Annotated in this window: 16 protein-coding genes; 8 read left to right on the plus strand and 8 right to left on the minus strand. The window is 69.0% G+C overall.

What is annotated here, in order from left to right; genetic code table 11:
• Window positions 1–40 precede the first annotated feature (40 nt).
• The 4 genes from JUB11_RS24265 to JUB11_RS32945 all read right to left on the minus strand — a co-directional run bounded on the left by JUB11_RS24265 (window position 41) and on the right by JUB11_RS32945 (window position 2,955).
• The gene (locus JUB11_RS24265) at window positions 41–1,540 is read right to left on the minus strand and encodes a thioredoxin-like domain-containing protein (RefSeq protein WP_247887290.1); all 1,500 of its coding nucleotides are present in this window, start codon (window positions 1,538–1,540) and stop codon (window positions 41–43) included.
• A 17-nt stretch (window positions 1,541–1,557) separates the two neighbouring features.
• Window positions 1,558–2,049, minus strand: coding sequence for a peptide-methionine (R)-S-oxide reductase MsrB (gene msrB, locus JUB11_RS24270; protein ID WP_207461366.1), 492 nt, complete (start codon window positions 2,047–2,049; stop codon window positions 1,558–1,560).
• 155 nt (window positions 2,050–2,204) lie between these two features.
• Window positions 2,205–2,699 carry a hypothetical protein gene (locus JUB11_RS24275; RefSeq protein WP_207461367.1) on the minus strand — a complete coding sequence of 165 codons (495 nt, stop codon included), beginning with the start codon at window positions 2,697–2,699 and terminating at the stop codon, window positions 2,205–2,207.
• Window positions 2,700–2,823: 124 nt separating this feature from the next.
• Window positions 2,824–2,955: a DUF29 domain-containing protein gene (locus JUB11_RS32945; protein WP_247887291.1), complete on the minus strand. Its 132-nt coding sequence runs from the start codon at window positions 2,953–2,955 to the stop codon at window positions 2,824–2,826.
• A 243-nt stretch (window positions 2,956–3,198) separates the two neighbouring features.
• On the opposite strand from JUB11_RS32945, the gene JUB11_RS24280 reads away from it, so the two are divergent.
• Window positions 3,199–3,687, plus strand: a complete 489-nt coding sequence (locus tag JUB11_RS24280) for a thioesterase family protein (protein WP_247887292.1) — start codon at window positions 3,199–3,201, stop codon at window positions 3,685–3,687.
• A 49-nt stretch (window positions 3,688–3,736) separates the two neighbouring features.
• Here JUB11_RS24280 and JUB11_RS24285 read toward each other — a convergent pair whose 3' ends face one another.
• Window positions 3,737–4,597: a GntR family transcriptional regulator gene (locus JUB11_RS24285; protein ID WP_207461368.1), complete on the minus strand. Its 861-nt coding sequence runs from the start codon at window positions 4,595–4,597 to the stop codon at window positions 3,737–3,739.
• 300 nt (window positions 4,598–4,897) lie between these two features.
• Here JUB11_RS24285 and oxlT point away from each other — a divergent pair, with 300 nt between their 5' ends.
• Both oxlT and JUB11_RS24295 read left to right on the plus strand, forming a co-directional pair.
• A complete protein-coding gene (oxlT, locus tag JUB11_RS24290; protein WP_207461369.1) occupies window positions 4,898–6,214 on the plus strand; it encodes an oxalate/formate MFS antiporter in 1,317 nt (438 codons plus the stop codon).
• 464 nt (window positions 6,215–6,678) lie between these two features.
• A complete protein-coding gene (locus tag JUB11_RS24295; protein WP_207461370.1) occupies window positions 6,679–8,709 on the plus strand; it encodes a carbohydrate-binding domain-containing protein in 2,031 nt (676 codons plus the stop codon).
• Between the two features lie 117 nt (window positions 8,710–8,826).
• On the opposite strand, the gene JUB11_RS24300 is transcribed toward JUB11_RS24295, so the two are convergent.
• The 3 genes from JUB11_RS24300 to glf all read right to left on the minus strand — a co-directional run bounded on the left by JUB11_RS24300 (window position 8,827) and on the right by glf (window position 14,210).
• Window positions 8,827–10,584, minus strand: a complete 1,758-nt coding sequence (locus JUB11_RS24300) for an ABC transporter ATP-binding protein (protein ID WP_207461371.1) — start codon at window positions 10,582–10,584, stop codon at window positions 8,827–8,829.
• Window positions 10,585–10,640: 56 nt separating this feature from the next.
• Complete coding sequence (locus tag JUB11_RS24305) at window positions 10,641–11,789, minus strand: beta-glucosidase (protein WP_207461372.1); 1,149 nt, start codon at window positions 11,787–11,789, stop codon at window positions 10,641–10,643.
• Window positions 11,790–11,885: 96 nt separating this feature from the next.
• Window positions 11,886–14,210: a UDP-galactopyranose mutase gene (gene glf / locus JUB11_RS24310; RefSeq protein WP_207461373.1), complete on the minus strand. Its 2,325-nt coding sequence runs from the start codon at window positions 14,208–14,210 to the stop codon at window positions 11,886–11,888.
• A gap of 540 nt (window positions 14,211–14,750) precedes the next feature.
• On the opposite strand from glf, the gene JUB11_RS24315 reads away from it, so the two are divergent.
• The 5 genes from JUB11_RS24315 to JUB11_RS24335 all read left to right on the plus strand — a co-directional run bounded on the left by JUB11_RS24315 (window position 14,751) and on the right by JUB11_RS24335 (window position 19,472).
• A complete protein-coding gene (locus JUB11_RS24315; protein WP_207461374.1) occupies window positions 14,751–15,245 on the plus strand; it encodes a hypothetical protein in 495 nt (164 codons plus the stop codon).
• Window positions 15,242–16,633: a GAF domain-containing protein gene (locus JUB11_RS24320; protein ID WP_207461375.1), complete on the plus strand. Its 1,392-nt coding sequence runs from the start codon at window positions 15,242–15,244 to the stop codon at window positions 16,631–16,633. The genes JUB11_RS24315 and JUB11_RS24320 overlap by 4 nt, the downstream gene beginning before the upstream one ends.
• A 145-nt stretch (window positions 16,634–16,778) precedes the next feature.
• A complete protein-coding gene (locus tag JUB11_RS24325) occupies window positions 16,779–17,474 on the plus strand; it encodes a hemerythrin domain-containing protein (RefSeq protein WP_207461376.1) in 696 nt (231 codons plus the stop codon).
• A gap of 11 nt (window positions 17,475–17,485) precedes the next feature.
• A complete protein-coding gene (locus JUB11_RS24330; RefSeq protein ID WP_207461377.1) occupies window positions 17,486–18,436 on the plus strand; it encodes a thiamine pyrophosphate-dependent dehydrogenase E1 component subunit alpha in 951 nt (316 codons plus the stop codon).
• Between the two features lie 13 nt (window positions 18,437–18,449).
• Window positions 18,450–19,472: a transketolase C-terminal domain-containing protein gene (locus tag JUB11_RS24335; protein WP_247887293.1), complete on the plus strand. Its 1,023-nt coding sequence runs from the start codon at window positions 18,450–18,452 to the stop codon at window positions 19,470–19,472.
• The last annotated feature ends 96 nt before the right edge of the window (window positions 19,473–19,568 follow it).

Genomic DNA, 19,568 nt, shown 5'->3' on the forward strand with positions numbered 1-19,568 from the left:
CCGGTCCCTGTTCAGCCGGCCCCGTTCAGCCTGCCCCCGTTCAGCCTGACCAAGTCCGGCTGGTGCGCTCCGCGATCCGGTATTCGACGATCCGGTGGTTGTTCGTGTCGGACAGCAGCAGCCGGTCCGGCCCGTCCGGCTGAATGCCGGCGGGCTCGCCCAGCGGCAGGCAGAGCGGGTCGGCGCAGGTGAAGGGGCGGTCCTCCAGATCGGAAAGGGTGCGCCGCTCCAGGTCGAGCACGCGCACGGCGCCATTGTAGCTGTCGGCGACGAGGAGGCGCCGGTCGTCCCACAGGGCGACGCCCAGGGGATGTTGAAGCCGCGCCAGATCGAGCGGGCCGTTCACATGGCCGAATTCGAACAGCCCGCCGCCCACCAACGTCCTCACCGCCCCTGTCGCCGCATCCACAGCTCGGATGGCGGAGCTTTCAGGATCGGCGACGAAGAGCGTCCGGCCGTCACGGGACAGGGCGAGGCCGCTGGGCTGGGCGAAGGCGGCCTCCTGCGGTCCGGCATCGTGCAGCCCCTCCGCCCCGCTGCCCGCCAGGGGACACACCGTGCCATCCCGCAGGTCCAGCACGCCGATCTGGTGCGTTCCAGCGTTGGCGAAGAACAGCCGGTCCCCCGACAGTTCCAGGTCCCAGGGGGAGGCGAGCGCCGTCTCCCGGCCCTCGCCGGAACCGCGCAGCACCCGGCCGCGCCCGCCGGTGCCGGCCAGTGTTGTCACGGCGCCGGTGGCCCGGTCGATGCGGCGGATGGCGTGGTTGCCGGTGTCGGCGACGTAGATGGCGTGAGCATCGGCGATTAGCCCCTGCGGCGCGGCGAACCGGGCATCCGCGGGCAGTCCATCGGCGAAGCCGGGGGCACCGCTGCCGTAGCGGGCGCGTTCACGGCCATCGTCGTCGAGCAGGACGATCTGATGGTGCCCGGAGTCCGCGAGGAGCCAGCGCTTCCCGGGGCCGGGCAGCGGCTTCAGCTTGCCGGGAAAGCGCAGGCTTCCCCCGGCCGCCGCCGGTTCCGGCAGGCCGAGCGATCCGGGCTGGATCTTGCCTTCCCGCCGGTAACGGTCCAGCGCCGCCGCCACGCCGTCGCGCAGCCGGTCCGCGTCCGGTTCGCCCGAACCCTGGTCCACGACATAGCCGTCCGGCGACACCAGCGTGAGGGTCGGCCAGGCGCGGATGCCGTACTGGTTCCAGAGCGCCAGGCCGGGATCGTGGGCGACCGGATGCCGGATGCCCAGGCGGGCAATGGCCGCGGCGGCGCTGGCCGGGTCGCGCTCCGCCGCGAATTTCGGCGAATGCACGCCCACCACCACGACCTCCTCCGGGAAGGCTTCCTCCACCCGGCGCAGGGCGGGCAGGGCGTGCAGGCAGTTGACGCAGCCGAGGGTCCAGAAATCGAGCAGAACCAGCTTGCCGGCCAGCGCTCCCCTCAGGGACAGCGGCCCCGGCGCGTTGAGCCAGACGATGCCGGGGCGGTCGAGATCGGGGGCGCGCACGATGCCGCGCCTGCCCCCGCCCGCACCGGCCGTCTCCATCATGGGATCAGGCCATCAGGTCAGAAGGCGGCGTCGGCGGCGCCGTCCAGCGAACGGGTCGGCTCCTCGCCCTCCGGCACGAAGCGCAGCGAGATCGAATTGATGCAGAAGCGCATGCCCGTCGGGGGCGGGCCGTCCGGGAAGACATGGCCCTGGTGGCTGCCGCAGCGCGCGCAGAGGATCTCCACGCGGACCATGCCGTAGCTCGTGTCCTTGACCAGCCGCACATGCTCCTTGTCGAAGGGGGCGGTGAAGCTCGGCCAACCGGTACCGGATTCGAACTTCTCCTCCGCCTTGAAGAGCGGCAGGTCGCACATCTTGCAGCAATAGACGCCGGGTTCCTTGTTGTTGAGCAGCCCCCCGCAGAAGGGCGCCTCGGTGCCGTGCCGGAGCAGCACGTCCCGCTCCTCGGCGGTGAGGGCGGATTCCAGCCGCTCGCGAACGTCCGGCGGCGGGGGGGTGAGATCGAAGCCCGTGGAGGACATCCGCGCGGTTTCGGATGGCGTCGTCATGGTTCAGTCCTTGATTGCGGTCTCGGCACGGGCGTGCGCGGCCGTCGGCACGCCCCCACCGGGAAGACACGGAAACAGACCCACCCATATGGGATCGGATCCGCCCCATGTCTCCCACCGGAGGGGAGAATTCCGCACGGCCGGACCGCGCCCCGTCAGCCCCGCTTCTTCTGATAGTCGGACATGGCGCCGCCGACGTCCGTGGCGGTGCCGCGCTCGCCCTGCGCGGTCCGCTCGTCGCGGGCTCCGCCGCCACGCACGCCGGCCTCGCCGACGCGCGCCTCGCCGATGGGCGAGTCCGTCGGGCCGGCGCCGCCGACGCCCAGGCCCTGCATGCCGCCGACCACCCCGTCCGGCTCGACCAGCGGCTGCCCGCCCGGAACGTTGCTGGTGGAGCCGGAGCCGTGCGCGCCCATCTGGCTGGAGCTGCCGGCGCCCGTACCGATGCCCGACCCCAGAACGGCGGACTCCCGCGCCGCCTTGTCCGGGCCGACGATGTTCACCTCGCGCTGCGAGGTCACGCCGCGCGCCCGGTCCTCGTCGCTGACCGGCACCTCGCGCTCCGGGATGTCGCGCGCGGCGGACGTGCCCGTCGCCCCGACGGGCTGGCCGGTGGGAATGTCCCCGCGCTTGCTCTCATCGCCTGCCATGGTCGGATCTCCTCCTTCTGGATGCGGTCTTGCCGACTGCGGTGTGGGTGTTTCACCGCTTCCAACATCTCCAGGCGGAGATCGTCGCCCTTCCGGACGTGCGAGGGGCGATCAGGCCCGATGATCAGGCTGGACGACGGGGTGCCCCGTCCTCCGGCCAGCAGTCGAGATCCAGCAGCTGTTCGACCGTGTAGGGGCAGCCGGCGGGAACGGCCTTGGCGGCTTCCGCCTCGCCATACTTCCCGAGCGCGGCCAACGAGGCCCGCCAACCGCTTTTCCAGGCGGCCTCGGCCAATTCCGCCGGACGTGCCTCGCCGGCCAGGCTGGGATTGCGCCGCAGCCGTCCGGCCGTTCAAGACCAGCCGCCGGCCAAGCCCCTGGCGCCGCTTCCAGCCACGCGCTTTTCGCATTGCGGCATAGGGACCATAGTCGTGCTTCGAAACCATCGAAGCCGTGCTAATCTGATATATCCAGTGTCGAACAGTTTGGAGTGGCCGGGATGTCCGAGTCCGCTTGGCAGGGGAAGGGAACCGTGGAGCATCGGCGTCAGCACAGGCTTCCCCCGGCGCGCGCCTTCCGGATGCAGCGGGTGATCCGCTTCTCCCACACGGATCCGGCGGGCATCGTCTATTTCCCCGTCTATTTCGACATGTTCAACGCGGTGATCGAGGACTGGTTCACACACGGCCTCGGGCTGAACTACGCGACGCTGATCCTGGAACGGCGGCTGGGGCTGCCGGTCGTGCACGCGGAATGCGACTTCATCGTGCCGAGCCGCATGGGCGAGACCCTGACCTTCAGCGTCGTGGTGGAACGCATCGGCCGCAGCTCGATCCATCTGCGGATCACCGCCGATGTCGCCGGCGAGATCCGCCTGTCCGGCGCGCTGACGGTCGTGGCGACCTCGCTCGAGGATTTCGTGTCGCTTCCCATCCCGAAGGATCTGCTCACCGCGCTGGAAGCCTACCGCGACGCCTGCGGGGAATGATCCAGCCCGGCCTCCCTGCCCGGACCATGACAACCCGGATCATGCCGATCTAAATCATGAAGGCGCAGACGTCCTGCGCGAGGGCCAGCAACTGCTCGCCCTGGAGGACGCTCATCAGGAAGGCCACGTTCGTGGTCCCGACCGTCCGGCCCTCGCCGGCCTCGTCCCGCGACGCTGCCGTCAGCAGCACCGCCTTCAGCAGGGCGGCGACGCGCCCGATGCGGGCGTTCAACCGCTCGACCGCCGCCTCGGCCGCGCCAGAGCGCACCTCGGCCGCGAATTCCTCCACTTGGCGGTACACCGCGTCCAGGGAATCGTCGGACCGCCCGGCATGCATGCGCATGGCCATGATCCGGGAGGCGATCAGGCGTTGCGCCTCCACGAGGTACGGATTGGAACAGTGGCGGAAGGGAGCGGCGTAGGCCTCCATCTCGGCGCGGATGGCCCCGCGCGCGTCGCCCGCCTCGCGGGCGGCCTGCAAGGCCGCCAGGGCCTCCGTGATCGAGGCCGCCAGTTCCTCCGGCTCGCGGTCCATGGCGAAGCGCAGGGCCGAGGAGGCCAGGGTCGCCCAGTGCTCGCAGAGCGGCGTCACCTCGTCCAGATCGGGCGTGAAGACGAAGGTACCCTTGTGCGGCTGGATGAGGACGAGCCCCTCGGCCTTGAGCTGCGCCAACGCCTCGCGCACCGGGGTCTTGCTGACGCGCAGCAGGGCGGCGAGCTGCTGCTCGGACAGGGACCGGCCGAACGGCAGCTCGCCCTCGATGATCAGGGTGCGCAGGCGGTCGGCCGCCACCTCGGTGAGGGATGGCGGGCGGGCGATCGGCGCGATGCGCGGCTTGACCGAAGCCCGGCCCCGGCGCCGCAGCGCCTCCGGCGTCACCGTGGGAAGCCCCGTCTTTCCGCCATCCATGTCCGACGTCCTCGATCCCTGAAGGTCCGGGCCTGAAAGCCCGGTCACGAAAAACCGTCCGATTGTCGCATGGAACAGCCGCGCCGAGGAAGGCCGGACGGCCCACATGAATAATGTGTAATGTGGCATCTGATATCTTGCATACCAAAAGCCACGAACGTAGCGTTCCGTTGGAAAGGCAAACTGTTCCAGCCGGAACATTCCGGGCCGCCGGCGCCGCCGCCGAATGCCGTGGCGCGGCGGAACCGCGCCCGATGCTCCGGCCACTCTCGACACACGCACTCCAGCGAAGGAAACAGGATGGTTCAGGGACAAGGGCATCAGGAAGCCCACGGAGTCCGGAAGGGGCCCCCCGGCGGACGTTGGCTCCAGCTTCTGATCGGCGTCATCTGCATGTCGATGATCGCCAACCTTCAATATGGCTGGACGCTGTTCGTCGAGCCGATCGACCAGACGCACCACTGGGGCCGGGCCTCGATCCAGATCGCCTTCACCATCTTCGTCGTGATGGAGACTTGGCTGGTCCCGGTCGAGGGCTGGTTCGTCGACCGGTTCGGCCCGCGCATCGTCGTGCTGATCGGCGGCGTGCTCTGCGCGCTGGCCTGGGTCGTCAACTCCATGGCCGACTCGCTCGCCATGCTCTATCTCGGCGCCGTGCTGGGCGGCATCGGCGCCGGCGGCGTCTACGGCACCTGCGTCGGCAACGCGCTGAAATGGTTCCCGGACCGCCGCGGCCTCGCCGCCGGGCTGACCGCCGCCGGCTTCGGCGCGGGCTCCGCCCTCACGGTCGTGCCGATCGCCAACATGATCCAGTCCTCCGGCTACGAGGCGACCTTCCTGACCTTCGGCATCGGCCAGGGGCTGGTGGTGTTCGTCCTGGCCTGGCTGCTGGTCCACCCGCACCCCGACCTGGTGCCGGCATCCACCGGCACCAAGGTCGCGCAGAGCCGCCAGAGCGCCACGCCGGGCGAGATGCTGCGGTCCCCGACCTTCTGGGTCATGTACCTGATGTTCGTGATGGTCGCCGCCGGCGGCCTGATGGCCACGGCACAGCTCGGCCCGATCGCCAAGGATTTCCAGCTCGACGGCGTCCCGGTCAGCATCCTCGGCCTTACGCTTCCGGCCCTGACCTTCGCGCTCTCCATCGACCGCGTGCTGAACGGCCTGACCCGTCCCTTCTTCGGCTGGGTGTCCGACCAGATCGGCCGCGAGAACACGATGTTCATCGCCTTCGCCATCGAATGCGTCGGCATCCTGGCGCTGAACCACTACGGGCACCATCCCGTCGCCTTCGTCATCCTGACCGGTCTGGTCTTCTTCGCCTGGGGCGAGATCTACAGCCTGTTCCCGGCCTGCTGCGGCGACACCTTCGGATCGAAGTACGCAGCCACCAACGCCGGCCTGCTCTACACCGCGAAGGGCACCGCCTCGCTCGTCGTCCCCTTCGGAAACCTGATCGTCGCCTCCACCGGCAGCTGGCAGGCCGTGTTCTATTTCGCCGCGGCCGTCAACGCCGTGGCCGCGCTGATGGCGATCTTCGTCCTGAAGCCGATGCGCGCCCGGCGGATGGCCGGAAACGAGGGCATTGGCCGCCTGACGGCCGAGACCACGGGCTGACGCGCCGGCCTTTTCCCGCCCTGCCGCCCCTCGCGGTGGGGTGCCGGGCGGGCAAAAACGGAAGGACCGGGCATTCGCCCGGCCTTTTCGCGTCCGGGCAAAAAATTTTCCGGCGGTTTCCGCGCGGCCGAGGACCCGCCCGGCGCCGTGAAGCCTGTTGCAACAGGGCCGCAGGCCGGCAGCGCCAGGTTCTACAACATAGCTTGGCATCCGCCCAAGGATACCAACGTACAGAAGGCCAGCCTATGACCTTAGGGTATAGTCCTTCGTGTTGAACAGATTCCGAATACTGGGCATCAAATCGGGACCTTTAGGCCACGATGTTGCAGATCTACGCCAGGCAAACCGAGCTTTGTAGGCTCTCAATTTTGCCACAGCTTTCCGGATCGGGGCTTAATTCTGGTAATCTTTGGTTAACCATAATCCGCCACGGTTGGGCCATCGAAACAAACGGGATGTTTTTAATGGCTACGACCACCACGAGCTCGACCAAGTCCACGATCATCGTGAATGCCTCTGGCCAAGCTGCTGATGGCGTTTCCCCCCACTTCCGTCTGCTTATCGACGGCAAGTCTGCCGGTGAAGCGACGGTGAGCTCGAGCACGAAGGCCTACACCTTCACCGCCGATCTCGCCTCGAACCAAGACCACAAGATTCAGGTCGTCTACGACAACGACGACGTCAACAGCCAGAGCCGCGACCTCCTCGTGAAGTCGGTCGTCGTGAACGGCAAGACGATGCAGCCCACCGAGGCCACCTACGAGCGCCATGACGACGGCGCCACCGGCGACAAGACGGCCGGCGGCGAGGGCATGTGGTGGAACGGCGCGCTGACCTTCTCGACCCCCGCCTCCCTGTACGGCGGCACCGCCCAGACCCCGGCGACGGCGGCCCCGGCTGCTCCGGCCGCTCCGGCCCAGGGCGCCGGTGCCTCGACCATCACGGTGAACGCGCAGGGTACCGCCGCCGATGGCGTGAACGCGCACTTCAACGTGCTGGTGGACGGCAAGAAGATCGGCGACGCGACCGTCACTACCGAGGCCAAGGACTTCTCCTTCAAGGCCGCCCTGACCGAGGGTGATGCCCACAAGGTCCAGATCCAGTACGACAACGACGCCGTCATCGACGGTCAGGACCGCAACCTGAAGATCAACGCGGTCGAGATCGACGGCAAGGACGTCAAGCCGTCCGACGACATCGTCAGCTACGACCGCGGCGCGCTGGACGGCAAGGACGTGATCGACGGCCAGTCCGACATGAAGTGGACCGGCACGCTGGTCGTGGACCCGAACGCGGACAAGTCCGGCACGGACAGCCCCGCGGCCCCGGCCACGCCCGTCACGAAGCCGGCCCCGACCGCTCCGACGGCCGAGAAGCCTGCCGCCGCGGCCCCGATCGCCGAGGGTTACCTGCACACCGAAGGCAACCAGATCGTCGACAGCTCGGGCCAGAACGTCAAGCTGACCGGCGTCAACTGGTTCGGCGCCGAAGGCTTCGCCTTCGCCCCGCAGGGCCTGTGGATGGACAGCTACCAGAACCACATGGACAAGATGAAGGAGTTGGGCTTCAACACCATCCGGCTGCCCTTCTCCGACGCCATGCTGGACAACGGCCGCATGCCGACCGGCATCGACTACTCGAAGAACCCCGACCTGCGCGGCAAGACCAGCCTCGAGGTGTTCGACAAGATCATCGAGTACGCCGACAAGTCCGGCATGAAGATCATGCTCGACCACCATCGTTCCGGTGACGGTGCCTCGGCCAACGAGAACGGCCTCTGGTACACCGACCAGTATCCGGAATCGAAGATGATCGAGAACTGGAAGATGCTGGCCGAGCGCTACGCCGACAACCCGTCGGTCGTCGCCGCCGACCTGCACAACGAGCCGCACGGCCAGGCCACCTGGGGCGACGGCAACCAGGCCACCGACTGGGCCGCCGCCGCCGAGCGCATCGGCAACGCCATCCAGTCCGTCAACCCGAACTGGCTGCTGGTCGTCGAGGGCGTCGAGATCCATGAGGGCAACTGGTACTGGTGGGGCGGCAACCTCGAGGGCGCCAAGGAGCGGCCGATCGAGTTCAACGTCGACAACAAGCTGGTCTATTCGGTCCACGACTACGGCCCGTCGCTGCACATGATGGACTGGTTCAAGGATCCGAACTTCCCGAACAACATGCCGGAGAAGTGGAACCAGATGTGGGGCCACCTCATCCAGGACGACAAGGCGCCGGTCCTGGTTGGCGAGTTCGGCTCCAAGATGGAGACGGACATCGACAAGAAGTGGATGCCCGAGCTGATCCAGTACATGGACGGCGACTACAACCTCGACGGCAAGTCCGACCTCGCCGCGGGCGAGCAGGGCGTCAACTGGACCTACTGGGCCTGGAGCCCCGGTTCGGGCGACACCGGCGGCATCATGAAGGATGACTGGACCGTCGATAACGCGAAGATGAACGCCATCAAGCCGGCTCTCTTCGAAGGCGAGATCGCCTAAGGCTCCTGAGTCCGAGAGTCCTTCACCCGGCCGCCCGCAAGGGCGGCCAAGAAGAAAAGGCCCGGCTGTGCACCGCACCGCCGGGCCTTTTCCGTTCCGGTCGCCCGAAGCCGGCCGCTACTCGGCGGCGAAGCCCTCCGCCTGGAGCTGCCAGAGCGAGTTGAACACGCCGCCGCGCCGCCGCAACTCGGCGGGCTTGCCGTCCTCGGCGATGCGGCCGTCCACCAGCACCACGATGCGGTCGAAGGCCGACACGGTGGAGAGCCGGTGGGCGACAGCGAGCACGGTCCGGCCCCGGGTGAGATTCGTCAGGGCCGTCTGGATCTCCATCTCGGACTGGGTGTCGAGCGCCGAGGTGGCCTCGTCCAGAATCAGGATGGGCGCGTCCTTCAGGAAGGCGCGGGCGATGCCGAGCCGCTGGCGCTGGCCACCGGACAACCGAACGCCGCGCTCGCCGACCATGGTGCCGTAGCCCTCCGGAAGCTGCCGGATGAAGTCGTCGCAGAAGGCGTGGCGGGCGGCGGCATAGACCTCCTCGTCGGTGGCGTCGGGCCGGCCGTAGCGGATGTTCTCCAGGATCGGCCGGTGGAACAGGGCGATGTCCTGGGGAACGACGCCGATCTTCGCGCGCAGGTCGTCCTGCGCCAGCCCGGTGATCGGCTGCCCGTCGATCAGGATGCGCCCGCCCTGCACGTCGTCCAACCTCTGAATCAGGCTGATCAGCGTCGATTTTCCGGCACCCGACGGGCCGACGAACCCCACCTTCTGCCCGGCGGGGATGTGCAGGGTGAAACGTTCGAACACCTTGCGGCCCTCGGGATAGCGGTAGGTTACGTCGTCGAACTCGATCCGCCCGCCGCCCGCCATGGCCGGCAGGGCGGGAAGCGGGTCGCGCACGTCGTGCGGCTGAGCGATCACCCGCAGGCTGTCGGCGATGGCGCTGAACTGCTGCGTGGCGCTGACCAGCGCGAAGGCGAGGTCGCGGGAGCCGTGCAGGATGCGGAAGGTGAGGGCGCTGACGATGACCACGTCGCCGGTGGTGATCTGCCCTCCCTTCCACAGCATCAGGGCCCACAGCAGCATGGAGCCGGCCATGACCCACAGGCAGGCGTCGTGGACGACGCGGGTTTTCTCCAGATGCATCCAGCTGCGCATCTGCGCGCGCGACTCCACCGCGAACTCCCCGGCCAGCCGGTCGCGCTCGCGCCCGCGGGCGGAGAAGGCCTTGACGGTCCACACGTTGGAGACGACGTCGACCAGCTCGCCGTTCGTGCGGGCGGACTGCTCGGCGAAGGCGCTGTGCACGGGCCGGCCGCGCAGGCCCAGATGGACGATGGCGGCGGCGACCACCAGCACGAAGACGACCAGCGCCACGGCCATGCGCCAGTCGATCGTCAGCAGCACGATCACCGCGCCGATGAAGTCGGTGAAGGGCGGGACGATGTTCCAGGTCAGCGAGGAGAAGATCTCGCGCGCCGCCGTGGCGGTGGCGGAGATGCGGTTGCCGAGCGAGCCGGCGAGATGCGCCGAGAAATAGCGCATCGAATGACCGGTGAGATGCGCGAACAGGTCGAGCCGCATGTCCACGCCGGTCGCGATCACCGTCCTGCCGCCGAGCCAGCCGCCCAGGCGCCACAGCACGTTCTCTGCGGCGATCAGGCCGAGGAAGATGCCGAGCGGTGTCCAGACGTCCGCCGCCTGGCGGTCGGTGGCGGCCATGGCGTCGATCAGCAGCTTCATGGCGTACTGCACGCCGACGGCGCAGCCGGCGGCCGAGACGATGATGGTGAAGAGCCAGCCGAAGTGCCATGGCCGGAGCCGGATGTAGCGCATCAGGAAGCTGACCGGGCGGCTCGGGATGGGCCGGGACGTCATGAGCGCGGATCCTTTACGCAAACGGGGTGTCGGGGAACGGGGGAACGGCCGGTGCCTCAGGAGGCGATGGCCCGTAAGATCCCGTCCCGCGCCGTCCCGAAGCGGGCCTGCTGGCGCATCAGCGCGTTGGCGAGCGGCTGGTGGAGGCAGCGCCCGCCCTGCTCGTCGCACAGGCCGTACAGCCCGGTCTCGCAGTGGCGGTCGTTGGCCCAGCCCGGATAATCCAGGATCGGGTAGAGGCAGATCCCCTCCACCGGCACGCCCGCGCGGAGCGCCGCCTGCACCTGGTCGCACACGTAATCGAACCAGGAGGCGCGCGCGTCGCCCTCCGCCCCGGTCTCGGCGACCAGAACGGGCCGGCCGTAGCGCTGGTGCGTCTCGGCCAGGATGTCGGCGAAGGGGCGGTATTGCGGGTGGGTCCGCTCGATGGTCCCGCCATGCAGGAACCATTGGTTGTCGGAGTAGTAGTTCACCCCGATGATGTCCAGATACTCGGGCTTTCCGCCGAGCCCCGGCCAGGCATGGCCGCCGATCATGTCCCAGGCCTCGAACTGCGCGAGCCGCGCCTGTTCGGCGGCCTCGGCGTCCTTGCGGCGGTCGGGGCGGGGCATCACGTTGATGACCGGGTCGACCTGAACGATGCGGGCGCGGGGATCCGCGGCGCGGATCGCGTCGATGGCGGCGATGGAGGCGCGCACGAGCTGGTGCTTCAGCTCCATCCCCCGGCCGCGCGCCATGGGGTTGAAGCGCGCCATGTCGCCGCCGGCCCAGGCCCAGTAGGAGATCTCGTTGACCGGGCAGTAGAAGGGAGTCTCGACGCCTTCGTCGCGCAGCACCGCCGCCGCCGCCGCCGCGAAGCGGGCAAAGCGCTCGACAAAGGCGGGGCGCCAGATGTCGATGTCGTCGGGCCAGCCGTAATGGCAGAGGTCCCAGATGACCTGCACGCCGGCCTCGCGGGCGGCGCGGACCATCGGCAGCAGGCTGGACCAGTCGTAGTGGCCGGGGGTGGTCTCGATCAGGTGCCAGCGCAGCCCGTCGCGGACCGTGCGGATGCCGTTCGCCCTCATCCGCCCATAATCGGCGGCGGCGTGCCGGTCATGGCCGGTCGCGGCGATCAGGTCGAGCCGGCGGCCGTCGTGCCGGCGGTGGGTGGAGCATTCGAACCCGCCGAGAAAAAAACCGTCGAACAGCGTCGGTGCGTGCATTCAAGGCCCTCCATGGAACCGGCGCCACCAGTGATGGGGCGCCGGCCGCTCAAGGTCGATGATGAAGGAGAAGGCGAAGCCGGGCGGCCTCGGGTATCAGTCCCCGAGCCCGGCCACCTTCTGCGCCAGCGCCTCGGTGTCCACCGCGCGCAGCTCGCGCGCGGCCTGGGCGATGGCCTCGCTGCGCTGCTCCTCCTGCGCGATCCGGCTGTAGGTCGCCAGTGCCTGCGCCACCACCTGGTCCATGTTGTAGTAGCGGTAGGTGCCCAGCCGTCCCAGGAAGATGACGTTCGGCGTAGCGTCGGCCAGTGCCTGGTACTTGCGGAACAGTTCCTGGTTCTCCGGGCGCGGGATCGGGTAGTAGGGGTCGCCCTCGGCCGAGGGGTACTCGTAGGTCACGCTGGTCTTGGGGTTCTGCTGGCCGGTCAGGTGCTTGTACTCGGTGATGCGCGTGTAGGGCACATCCTCCTGCGGGAAGTTCACGACCGCGACCGGCTGGAAATTCTCCTGGTCCACCGTCTCGTGGTGGAACCGCAGCGAGCGGTAGGGCAGCTTGCCGAAGCGGTGACCGAAATACTCGTCGATCGGGCCGGTGAAGACGATCTTGTCGTACTGCACCTCGTTGCGGACCTCCTCGAAGTCCGTGTTCAGCATGACCTTGATGTTCGGGTGGTCGAGCATGTTCTCGAACATCCGGGTGTAGCCGTGCAGGGGCATGGCCTGGAAGCTGTCGTTGAAGTAGCGGTCGTCGTCGTTGGTCCGGGTTGGCACGCGCGAGGTGACCGACTTGTCCAGCTCGGACGGGTCGAGGCCCCACTGCTTGCGGGTGTAGCCGCGGAAGAACTTCTCGTACAGCTCACGGCCGACGCGGCTAACGACGACGTCCTCCGAGGTGCGGATCTCCGGAACCGCTTCCGCCTTGGAGGCCAGGAACTCCTCGACCTGGTCGGGGGTCAGGTTCAGGCCGTAGAGCGTGTTGATGGTCGTCAGGTTGATCGGAATCGGCACGAGCTGCTCGTCCACCCGCGCCAGGACGCGATGCTCATAGGGGCGCCACTTGGTGAAGCGCGACAGGTAGTCGGCGACCTGCTGGGAGTTGGTGTGGAAGATGTGCGGCCCGTAGCGGTGGATCAGCACGCCGGCGTCGTCGTAATGATCGTAGGCGTTGCCGGCGATGTGCGGGCGCCGGTCGATGACCAGCACGCGCTTGTTCAGCCCGTTGGCCAGACGCTCGGCGAGCACGCTGCCCGCGAAGCCGGCGCCGACGATCAGGTAATCGAAGCCGCTGCGCAGGCGGACCGGCTGGGGAGCGGCGCGCTCGGACACGCGCTCGGCGGGTGCCGCATCCGACGTCACCAGGTGCAGCGGCGCGGCGGGCGCGCTGCCGCGCGGGTTGCGTGTTTTTTCCATCAGGTCCCTCATGCGGCCTTGCGTCTTGTCCCAGGACATGTCGCGGAGCACATGGTCCGCGGCCGCCCGCAGGCGTTCCGGATCGGAGGCGTCCTTCAGCGCGGCCTCGATGGCGGCGACGAAGTCCTCCGGCTTGTCGGCGATGCGCACGACCCCGGTGTTCCCGTAGGTGCGCACGACGTCGGTGATGGAGGTGGAGACGACCGGCCGGCCGGCGGCCAGATATTCGGGCGTCTTGGTCGGGCTGATGAAGCGGGTCGCCTCGTTGCGGGCGAAGGGCATCAGCGCGACGTCCCAGCCCGACAGGTAATGCGGAAGCTCGTCGTAGACCTTCGGCCCGAGGTAATGGATGTTCGGGTGCTTCGGCAGCAGGGCGGGGTCGATCTTCACGACCGGCCCGACCAGCACGATCTGCCAGTCCGGGCGCGCCTGGGCCACCGCGTCGATCAGGGCCACGTCGAGCCGCTCGTCGATCACGCCGTAGAAGCCCAGCCGGGGCCGGGCGATGGCCGCCTGATCCTCGGGATCCTCCGTCATGGAGCGGGCTTCGGCGAAATGGGCGATGTCCACGCTGCTGGGGAAGGCGTGCACGCTCGGGTGCAGCGGGCGCTTGGCCTCGTAGAGGCTGACGCCGCCAGTAAAGACGAGGTCGGCGCGGTTCAGCAGGCGGCGCTCGCGCTCGATCAGTTCCGGCGGCGCGCCATGGAAGGCCGACAGCTCGTCCATGCAGTCGTAGACGGTGAGCGAGCCGCGCAGATGGCTGGAGAAGCCCAGGCTCATCGGCGTGTAGTACCAGAGGATCGGGTCCTTGATGGCCTCCTCCTCCAGGTAACCGTCGAGCAGCGCGCGCTGGGCCTCCTCGGCCTCGCGCTCCGACAGGTTCGCCGGCAGCCGGGGGACCAGGATGCGCACGCCCTCGTCGTCACGGATGTCGAGCCAGGGCTCCGGCGTGTCGTTGCGGATCGGCTCCTCGAGGAAGAGGACGTTGTAATCCCTGGCAAATCGGGACATCAAATGCTGGGGGCGCTGGTAGACGAAGTTCCAGCGGAGGTGCGAAAAGCAGATCAGGGTTGGAACAGATCGGTCGGTCCGTGCTGTGGTCGAATGGCTGTCCTGCTGGCTGTTACCATGTCGATTCTTGCCAATGGCAAATTGGAAGGGGCCGGCCCAGCTCATATGGTCTTCCTCTCCTGATGTGGGCGCCACCCAACAATCAGCAACACTAGCAATTCGTTGCAAGCCATACGGGTGGCGTCAAAACCGAGACCTTAAAACGGGACCCCCCATGGCCGGTTCCGCCGGGGTGCTAATCCCGCAGAAACCCACTCCCATTGACCACGGCTAAGCCCTTTGCGCTGGATAGCTCTGGATAGGTTAGGTAACCACTCCTTACCGAACGCACCTTTTCCATCGGAGCGTTCGAGGGGCACGGGATGCGCCGCCCCCTCCATCGACCGGTAGGCGAGGAAACCCTCGCGCGCTATCATGCGACGTCATGAAAGCGGCGCCGGCCCAGGGGCGGACGCACGGGATCCAGGGCGGGAACGGAGCATGGCTGAAACCCTTCAGGCGCATCGGCTGACCGACGCGCTGGCCGCCTACATCGAGGGCGGGATCAGCATCGTCGTGTCCTCCGGTGACGCCGGCCGCGGCCCCACCGTGGGACGCGCCGTCGGCTGCCGCGTTTCCGCCGACCGGCGGTCGGTGACGGTCTTCCTGTCCGCCGGCGCGAACGCCGCCCTGCTGGAGGCCGTCGCCGCGACCGGCCGCTTCGCCGCCGCCTTCTCCGAGCCGACGACGCACCGCTCGATCCAGCTCAAGGGCAGCGACGCGGCCGTCACGCCGGCGGGAGAGGGGTTGCAGACGCTGCTGGACCACCACGCCGCGGGATTCGTGCGGGAACTGACGCGGATCGGTTACACGGAAGCCTTCACCCGGACGCTTCTGGCGGCCGACCCGGACGAGGTCGCCGCCGTCACCTTCACGCCGACGGGCATCTTCGACCAGACGCCGGGTCCCAGGGCCGGGGACCCGCTCGATCCATGACCGGAGCCCCTGCCCCCGCAAGCGAGGCCCTGCCGGGCGGCGGTCTCACCGTCGATTCCATCCGCAACTGCCTGGAGGGGATCGTCCCCGCCACCATCGCGACCGTGGCGGAGGACGGCACGCCCAACGTTTCGCTTCTGTCCCAGATCGACTATGTCGACTGCGCCCACATCGCGCTGTCCTACCAGTTCTTCAACAAGACGCGCCGGAACATCCTGGCGCACCCCTACGCCACGGTGCAGGTGGTGGACCCGGACACGGTGGCGCAATACCGGCTGAGCCTGCGCTACCTGCACACGGAGACCAGCGGCCCGCTGTTCGAGAGCATGAAGGCGCGGCTGGCGGGCATCGCCTCGCATGTCGGCATGCAGGGGGTGTTCCGCCTGCTGGGCGCCGATCTCTACCGCGTGCTGGAGATCGAGCCGGTGCCGGGGCTCCGGCTGCCGCCGCCAGTCCGCAAGCGCAACCTGCTGGCGGCAACCCGCCGCGCCTGCGAGGCGCTCTCGGGCTGCACCGACCTGGAAGGGCTGTTCGACCAGGCGCTGGCCGACCTCCAGGCCCTGTTCGGGGTCGGGCACGCCATGGTGCTGATGCTGGACGAATGCGGCCGGCGCCTCTACACGGTCGCGACGCTCGGCTACGCGAAATCCGGGGTGGGGTCGGAGGTGGCGCTCGGCGATGGCGTCATCGGCACGGCGGCGCGCGAACGCACCCCCATCCGCATCACCCACATGACCTGCGACTACCGGTATGGCCGTGCCGCCCGCGACAGCGCGCGCCGCGCCAGCCGGGCCGGCGCCGGAGAGTCCACCGAAATCCCCTTTCCCGGCCTTCCGGAACCGGGCAGCCAACTGGCCGTGCCGATCCTCGCCGAGCGGCGCCTGCTCGGCGTGCTCTTCGTCGAGAGCCCGGAGGACCTGCGCTTCTGCTACGACGACGAGGACGCGCTGGCGACCGTCGCCGCCCAGCTCGGCACGCGGATGCTGGCCTTCCAGCAGCCGCCCGCCCCGGCCGAAGAGGCGGACGCGGCCGACCCGGTATCGGGACCGCAGGGCGGCGCGCCGGCCGTCGTGCGCCATTACGGCTGCGACGACAGCGTCTTCATCGACCACGATTATCTGATCAAGGGCGTGGCCGGTGCCATCTTCTGGAAGCTGGTGCGCGACCATGTCCGCCTGGGCCGTACCGACTTCTCCAACCGCGAACTGCGGCTGGACCCGGAGCTGCGCCTGCCCGAGGCCGCCGAGAACCTGGAAGCCCGCCTGATCCTTCTGCAACGCCGGCTGGCCGAACGCTGCGACTTCCTGCGCATCGAGAAGACGGGCCGTGGCCGTTTCCGCTTCAGCGTGACGCGGCCACTGGCGCTGGAGGAGACGCCGAAGGGCTAAGGCACAGCGCTCCCGCTCCACCTCTGGCGCTCCTGAAGCTCCGCTTACGAAGAATTTAGCATTTCGCGAGGCAAAGCTTAGCACCCGCTTTTTCGATTGCCTGCCTAGGGTCCGCCCAACATTCACCGGCTTGGGAGGAACCAGGATGACCGAGCAATCGACCGCCGCGCGCTATGACATGTACCGGCTGATTCACAAGGGGCTGCGGGCCTTCATGATGGACAGCCTGTCCGCCGTGGGCGCCATGGACAGCGACGACGAGGCGGACGTGGCGGCGGCGCTGGCGCAGACGCGCGGCCTGCTCGCCTTCTGCCACGAGCATCTGCGGCACGAGGACGGCTGGGTGCATACCGCCATGGAAGCGCGCGAGCCCGGCTCGGCCGGCCATACGGCGGGGGACCATGCGGAGCACGCCCACATGTTCACGGAGCTGGAGGCCTTGGCCGCCGCCGTGGAAAGCCGCCGGGGCGCCGCCCGCGCCGACGCCGCCCACGCGCTCTACCAGAAGCTAGCGCTGTTCGTGGGCGAGAACTTCGTCCACATGAGCGTGGAGGAGAGCCACAACAACGCCGTTCTCTGGCGCACCCACACGGACGCGGAGCTGGCGGCGATCGAGCAGGGCATCGTCGCCTCGCAGCCGCCCGAGGAGCAGGCGCTGACCGCGCGCTGGATCGCCGCCGCCGCCAGCCCGGCCGAGCGCGCCGGCTTCCTGTCGGCCGTGCGCGGCGCCGCCCCGCCGGAGGCCTTCGAAGGCCTGCTCGCCATGATCCGGCCGCACCTGCGCCCGAAGGACCGCGAGAAGCTGGCCCACGCGCTCGGCACCGCCGCGCTCGCCGCCTGAGGAGATCGGACATGACGGTTCTCGATCCCATCCGGGCGCTGGAGCGCATGACGCTGATCCGCGCCTATGAGGAAACACTGGTCGCGCTGCATGGGGAGCAGCGCGCCGCCGGCACCTGCACCTCGGTCGGGCAGGAGGCCTCGGCCGTCGGGGTGGTCTCGGCGCTGACCGGCGACGACCTGATCCTGACCAACCACCGCAGCGCCGGCCATCTGCTGGCGCGCGGCGCCGACCCCGGCCGGCTGATGGCCGAGGTGATGGGGCGGAGCGGCGGCTACTGCAAGGGCAAGAGCGGTTCGCTGCACATCTCCGCCAAGGAGCTGGGCGTCGTGCTCACCTCCACCATCGTCGGCGGGGAGCTGGCGCTCGCGACCGGCGTCGGCCTGTCGCGGGCGATGCTCGGCGGCGAGGGCATCGTCGTCTGCTTCTTCGGCGATGGTGCGGCCTGCCAGGGACGGTTCCATGAATCGCTGAACCTCGCGGCGGTGTGGAACCTGCCGGTGCTCTATGTCTGCGAGAACAACCAATGGCAGGCCTTCGTGCACCGGCGCGAGACGATGACGGGGGAGGGCTTCACCGCCCACGCCGCCCCCTACGGCATCCCGGCCGAGTCCGTGGACGGCAACGACGTGGAGGCCGTTCACGCGGCGGCGGTCCGCGCGGTGGAGACCGTGCGCCGCACGCGCAAACCCTTCCTGCTGGAAACGCTGACTTACCGGCTGCGCGGCCATTACGAGCCGGACGACCAGGGCTATGTCGATGCCGGCGAGCTGGCGCATTGGCGGGCGCGCGATCCCATCGCCGGGCTGCGGCGCCGGCTGGAGGAACGGGGCACCCTGGCGGCGGACGCGGCGGCGCGCATCGACGCCGCGGCGAAGCGGGCGATGGAGGAGGCGGTCGCCTTCGCCGAAGCGAGCCCCCATCCCGATCCCGCCGAACTCACCAGCGACGTCTACGCCTGACCGGAGCCTCATCATGACCGACATGACCATGCCCCAGATGACAATGAACGACGCCATCTCCGCGGCCCTGGCGGAGGAGATGCGCCGCGACGCAACCGTGCTGATGTTCGGCGAGGGCGTCGCCACCAAGCGGCCGGACCTGGTCGCGGAGTTCGGCGGCGCCCGCGTGCGCAACACGCCGCTCGCCGAGGGGATCATCGCCGGCACGGCGGCGGGGGCGGCGGCCACCGGCCTGCGCCCGGTGATCGACCTGCTCTTCGCGCCCTTCCTCTGCTACGCGATGGACGAGATCGTCAACAGCGCCGGCAAGCTGCGCTACCTGTCCGGCGGCCAGTTCGCCTTTCCCATGGTGGTGCTGGCGGGCACCGGCGGCGGCTGGGGTGTCGGCGCCCAGCACAACCACAACGTCGAGGCTTGGTTCGTGCACAGCCCCGGCCTGAAGGTCGTCATGCCCTCCACCCCGGCCGACGCCAAGGGGCTGCTGAAGGCGGCGATCCGCGACGACAATCCGGTGATGTTCTTCACCGACCTGGCGCTCGGCTACGCGCCCGGCCCGGTGGAGGAGGGCGACGCCGTGCTTCCGCTGGGCAGGGCCGCCGTGCGGCGCGAGGGGGCGGACGTCACGCTCGTCGCCTACGCAAAGTCGGTCGGCACCTGCCTGGAGGCCGCGACAAGGCTGGCCGAGCGGGGCGTCCAGGCGGAAGTGGTGGACCTGCGCAGCCTGAAACCGCTCGACGAGGAGACCATCCTGCGCTCGGCGCGCAAGACCGGACGCGTGGTGGTCGTCCATGAGGCGAGCCGCCTCTGCGGCATCGGAGCCGAGGTCGCGGCCATCGTCGCGGAGAAGGCCTTCGGCCAGCTCCGGGCGCCGGTCCTGCGCCTCACCGGCCCGGACGCGCCGGCCGCGTCGAGCTTCCCGCTGGAGGCGGCCTTCGCGCCCCAGCCGGACGCGGTGGTGGAGGCGGTCCTGCGCTCCGTCGGCAGCCCCGCCGCCCGGCCGGTCGAACTGCCGGCCGAACTGCCGGTTCCGGCCTGAGCCGGGTTCTGATACCGGGTTCGGAAAATTCCGACCTCCGAACCCGGTATAGGGCCGCGACTGCGGCCCCGCGCCCCATGGCGCGGAAGTCCTGAC

The sequence above is a fragment of the Azospirillum sp. SYSU D00513 genome (assembly GCF_017356015.1).
Lineage (GTDB): Bacteria > Pseudomonadota > Alphaproteobacteria > Azospirillales > Azospirillaceae > Azospirillum.

Bases quoted from the DNA above. Each gene is read 5' to 3' on its own strand.
- JUB11_RS24335 (WP_247887293.1), top strand. From the start codon at position 18,450: ATGACCGACATGACCATGCCCCAGATGACAATGAACGACGCCATCTCC.
- JUB11_RS24295 (WP_207461370.1), top strand. From the start codon at position 6,679: ATGGCTACGACCACCACGAGCTCGACCAAGTCCACGATCATCGTGAAT.
- glf (WP_207461373.1), bottom strand. From the start codon at position 14,210: ATGTCCCGATTTGCCAGGGATTACAACGTCCTCTTCCTCGAGGAGCCG.
- JUB11_RS24315 (WP_207461374.1), top strand. From the start codon at position 14,751: ATGGCTGAAACCCTTCAGGCGCATCGGCTGACCGACGCGCTGGCCGCC.
- JUB11_RS24300 (WP_207461371.1), bottom strand. From the start codon at position 10,584: ATGACGTCCCGGCCCATCCCGAGCCGCCCGGTCAGCTTCCTGATGCGC.
- oxlT (WP_207461369.1), top strand. From the start codon at position 4,898: ATGGTTCAGGGACAAGGGCATCAGGAAGCCCACGGAGTCCGGAAGGGG.
- JUB11_RS24275 (WP_207461367.1), bottom strand. From the start codon at position 2,699: ATGGCAGGCGATGAGAGCAAGCGCGGGGACATTCCCACCGGCCAGCCC.
- JUB11_RS24265 (WP_247887290.1), bottom strand. From the start codon at position 1,540: ATGATGGAGACGGCCGGTGCGGGCGGGGGCAGGCGCGGCATCGTGCGC.
- JUB11_RS24305 (WP_207461372.1), bottom strand. From the start codon at position 11,789: ATGCACGCACCGACGCTGTTCGACGGTTTTTTTCTCGGCGGGTTCGAA.
- JUB11_RS24330 (WP_207461377.1), top strand. From the start codon at position 17,486: ATGACGGTTCTCGATCCCATCCGGGCGCTGGAGCGCATGACGCTGATC.
- JUB11_RS24320 (WP_207461375.1), top strand. From the start codon at position 15,242: ATGACCGGAGCCCCTGCCCCCGCAAGCGAGGCCCTGCCGGGCGGCGGT.
- JUB11_RS24285 (WP_207461368.1), bottom strand. From the start codon at position 4,597: ATGGATGGCGGAAAGACGGGGCTTCCCACGGTGACGCCGGAGGCGCTG.
- JUB11_RS24280 (WP_247887292.1), top strand. From the start codon at position 3,199: ATGTCCGAGTCCGCTTGGCAGGGGAAGGGAACCGTGGAGCATCGGCGT.
- JUB11_RS24325 (WP_207461376.1), top strand. From the start codon at position 16,779: ATGACCGAGCAATCGACCGCCGCGCGCTATGACATGTACCGGCTGATT.
- msrB (WP_207461366.1), bottom strand. From the start codon at position 2,049: ATGACGACGCCATCCGAAACCGCGCGGATGTCCTCCACGGGCTTCGAT.